The 4423-nt window shown below is 70.4% G+C and carries 1 protein-coding gene; it reads left to right on the forward strand.

Annotation, left to right across the window (positions count from 1 at the left end):
• Positions 1–3: 3 nt before the first annotated feature.
• Positions 4–4423, forward strand: a 4420-nt coding sequence (locus JGU66_34895; protein MBJ6765971.1) for an amino acid adenylation domain-containing protein, incomplete at its 3' end; no start/stop codon positions are given.

Consider the following 4423-nt stretch of genomic DNA (forward strand, 5'->3'; position numbering starts at 1 on the left):
ACCATGGGGAACGGGACGGAGAAGAAGCCCACGCTGACGCGTGAGGAGAAGCTCGCGCTTCTGGCCAGGCGTCTGGAGAAGAAGCCTCGCCCGGCGCTGCCGCTGACGTTCTCCCAGCAGCGCATGTGGTTCCTGGAGCAGCTCGCGCCCGGGCTCCCGGCCTACAACCTGCCGCTGGTCGTGGAGCTGTCGGGGGCCCTGGATGTCGCGGCCCTGGAGCGAGCCTTCCAGGAGGTCGTCCGGCGTCACGATGCGCTGCGCACCCGCTTCGGTGAGGCGAGCGGCGCGCCCGTGCAGCTCGTCGAGCCGCAGTGGACCTTGGTGCTCGAAAGGGAAGACCTCACGCACCTCGGGCCCGAGGCGCGCGACGCGGAGGTCGTGCGGAGCATCGAGCGAGCGATGCGCACGCCCTTCCGGCTGGAGACCGGACCGCTCATTCGCGCGGCGCTGCTGCGACTCTCGCCAGAGCGCCACGTGTTGCGCGTGGTGATGCACCACATCATCTCCGACGGCTGGTCCATGGGCGTGCTCACCCATGAGCTGGTGGCGCTCTATGGCGCATTCACGCGCGGACAGCCTTCGCCGCTGCCCGAGCTGCCCCTCCAGTATCCGGACTACGCGGTGTGGCAGCGTGGCCGCCTCCGAGGCGAGGCCCTGGATGCGCATCTGGAGTTCTGGCGGCGGCGCCTGGCCGGAGCGCCCCATGCGCTGGAGTTGCCCACGGATCGCCCGCGACGCGCGGCCACGGGCGCGGCGGGGCAGCGCAAGGCCCTGCTCTCCGTGCGACTGACGGAGCGTCTGGAGTCACTGGCGCGCGAGGAGGGCGCGACGCTCTTCATGGCAATGCTGGCGGGGCTCCAGGCCCTGCTGTCTCGCTACTCAGGACAGCGCGATGTGCTCCTGGGCGCGCCGTATGCGAACCGCGATCGCGTGGAGACGGAGGGGTTGATTGGCCTCTTCTTCGAGCCGCTCGTCCTGCGCGGTGACCTCTCCGACCGTCCCCACTTCCGCGAGCTGCTGCGGCGCGCGCGCCTCGGCACGGTGGAGGCGTTCGCACATCCGCATGTCCCCTTCGAGCCACTCCTGAAGGCCCTGGGCGTGGAGCGCGACCTGACCCGCGCGCCCCTGTTTCAAGTGCTGTTTGGCCAGCTCGATGCGCTGCCCAGCACCCGCGCGGTGCCTGGGCTCGGAGTGCGCACGCTGGACGCGGACGCCACCAGCACCGAGCTGGACCTGACCCTGATGATGGCGCGCGGGCCCACGGGCATCCTGCTCAGCGCGACCTACAACGCGGACCTCTACGACAGCGCGACCGTCGACGCGATGCTGGCGCATCTGGAGGTGCTGCTGGAGAGCGCGGTGTCCACACCGGCGCGCGCCGTGGAGCGGCTCCCGCTGCTCTCCGAAGCGGAGCGGCATCGCTTGCTGGTCGAGTGGAATGGGGAGCGCCGCCCTCATGCGGGGCCCGACAGCATCCACGCCCTCCTCGAGGCGCAGGTGGCTCGGACCCCGGAGGCGCTGGCCGTCATGGCGGGCGCCGAGGCCGTGACGTACCGCGAGCTGGACGCGCGAGCGAACCGCGTGGCGCGTGGACTGAGGTCGCTCGGCGTCGGGCTGGAGACGCGCGTGGCGGTCCATGTCGAGCGCTCCATCGAGCTGGTGACCGCGCTGCTCGGCATCCTGAAGGCCGGAGGCACCTACGTCCCGTTGGATCCGGAGTACCCGCCGGAGCGGCTCGCCTTCATGTTGGAGGACAGCGGCGCGCGCCTCATCGTGGGCAGCGCGGCGCTCCGCGAGCGCTTGGGGCCCATCACCGCTCGCTGGATGGATGCGCGTCAGGCGAACGATGCGTCGGTGGAGTCGAGCCCGCTGGGCGTGCAGGTGCCCGGCGAAGCCGCTGCCTATGTCCTCTACACCTCCGGCTCGACGGGGCGTCCCAAGGGCGTCGTGGTCCAGCACCGCTCGCTGGTGAACTTCACGCGTGCGGCATGGCAGGCCTTCCCCGTGGCACCGGGCGATCGCGTGCTCCAGTTCGCGTCCATCAGCTGGGACACGAGCGCCGAGGAGCTGTACCCCTGCCTGACGCAAGGCGGGACGCTCGTCCTGCGGACGCCGGAGATGCTCGACGTCCCGGAGTCCTTCCTGGAGAAGTGCGACGCGGCGGGGATTCGCCAGCTCAACCTGCCGACGGCGTTCTGGCATGAGGTGACCGCGCGTCTGGCGGAGGGCAAGGCTCGGCTGCCCTCGGGTCTCCGGTGGGTGGTCATTGGCGGAGAGCGCGCGATGCCGGAGCGCGTCTCCCAGTGGCGCCGGCACGTAGGCGGCTCGATTCCGCTGTTGAACACGTACGGCCTCACCGAGGTCACCGCGGTCGCGACCTCGGTGGACCTGGCCGCGTCCGAGGAGGTCCCGGGGCGCGAGGTGGAGATCGGCCGGCCGCTCGCGAACGTCCGCGTCTACGTGCTCGATGCCGCGCTGGAGCCGGTGCCCGTCGGAGTGGTGGGTGAGCTGTTCGTGGGCGGCGAAGGCGTGGCGCGAGGCTACCTGGGGCGGCCCGACCTGACGGCGGAGCGGTTCGTCCCGTCGCCTTGGGGTGAGGGCGAGCGCTTCTATCGCACGGGGGATCGCGCCCGGTGGCGCCGCGAGGGGGGCCTGGAGTACCTCGGCCGCGCGGACGCGCAGGTCAAGGTTCGAGGTCACCGCGTCGAGCTGGGAGAGGTCGAGGCTGGCGTGCTCGCGCATCCAGGCGTGCGCGAGGCGTTGATCCTCGTTCGAGAAGATGTCCCGGGAGATCGCCGGCTCGTGGCCTATGTCGTGGCTCGGCCGGGACACGCGCTGGAGGGAAGACAGGTTCGTGCCGAGCTGGAGACTCGGCTGGCGCGCTTCCTGGTGCCTCAGGCGGTGGTGGTGCTGGAGCGCTTGCCCCTGTTGCCCAATGGCAAGGTGGATCGTCACGCGTTGCCGTCGCCGGAGGCGGCGAGCACAGAGCGCCCCGAGGCCCGCGTGGCGCCTCGCACTCCGACGGAGCAGATCCTCGCGGGGGTCTGGGCCGACGTGTTGCGGGTCGAGGCGGTGGGGCTCCACGACAACTTCTTCGAAGTCGGTGGGCACTCGCTGCTCGCCATGCAGCTCGTCGCCCGGGTCCGCGAGGCCTTCCGCATCGAGCTGCCGCTGCGAGATGTCTTCGAAGCGCCCACCGTGGCGGCCATCGCCCAGCACATCTCGCGGGCGGTGGCGACCGCTGGCGTGCCCGCCCCGCCGCTTGGGCGCAGGGCTCCGGGGAGCGAGACGCCGCTGTCCTTCGCCCAGCAGCGCCTGTGGTTCCTGGCCCAGCTGGATCCGAGCAACACGTCGTACACCCTCTGGGCACCCGTGCGACTGACGGGAACGCTGGAGGTTGAGGTCCTGGAGCAGAGCTTCCGGGACCTGGTCGCACGACACGAGTCCCTGCGCACCACCTTCCGAGTGGTCGATGGGCTGCCGCGGCAGCACATCTCAGCGGAGGTCGGGCTGTCGCTCGCGCGCGTGGACCTGAGCACGCTGCCCGAGCCCGAGCGTGGTGAGGCGGCGAAGCGTCGCGTCGAGGAAGAGATGCAGCGCCCCTTCGATCTCGAAGCGGGGCCGTTGCTGCGCACGACGCTCCTGCGGTTGTCGGAGCGAGAGCACGTGTTGGTGCTGGTAATGCACCACATCGTCTCGGATTACTGGTCCATGGGCATCCTCGTGCGAGAGGTGTCCGCGCTCTACGAGGCCCGCGTCGAAGGCCGACCGTCGACGTTGCCGGAGCTGCCGATCCAGTACGCCGACCACGCGCTGTGGCAGCGCGCGTGGCTGAAGGGGGAGGTGCTGGAATCGCAGCTGGAGTACTGGCGCCAGCAGTTGACCGGAGCGCCGAGAGCCCTGGAGCTGCCGACGGATCGTCCGCGCCCGGCGGCGCAGACGTTCCGGGGTGCGAACGTGCACGTCGCGTGGCCCAAGTCGCTGTGGCGGGAGATGGAGGGGCTGGGGCGACGCGAGGGCTCGACTGTCTTCATGGTGTTGCTGGCGGCATTCCAAGCCGTGCTGTCGCGCTACACGGGCCAGAGCGATGTGAGCGTGGGCTCACCCATCGCGGGACGAACCCACGCGGAGACAGAGGGGCTGATCGGCTTCTTCGTGAACACGCTGGTGCTGCGAGCACGCCTGTCGCGGGACATGACGTTCCGAGAGCTGCTGGCGCAAGTGCGAGAGGTGACGCTCGGTGCCTACGCGCATCAGGACGTGTCGTTCGAGAAGCTGGTGGAGGAACTCCAGCCCGAGCGCGACCTGAGCCGCAGTCCGCTGTTCCAGGTGTCACTCACGCTCCAGAACACGCCGGTCTCGGAGATCACGCTGCGCGACCTCACCCTGACGGGGATGGAGGCGGAGGAGCGCACGTCGAAGT

The sequence above is a fragment of the Myxococcaceae bacterium JPH2 genome (assembly GCA_016458225.1).
Classification (GTDB): domain Bacteria; phylum Myxococcota; class Myxococcia; order Myxococcales; family Myxococcaceae; genus Citreicoccus.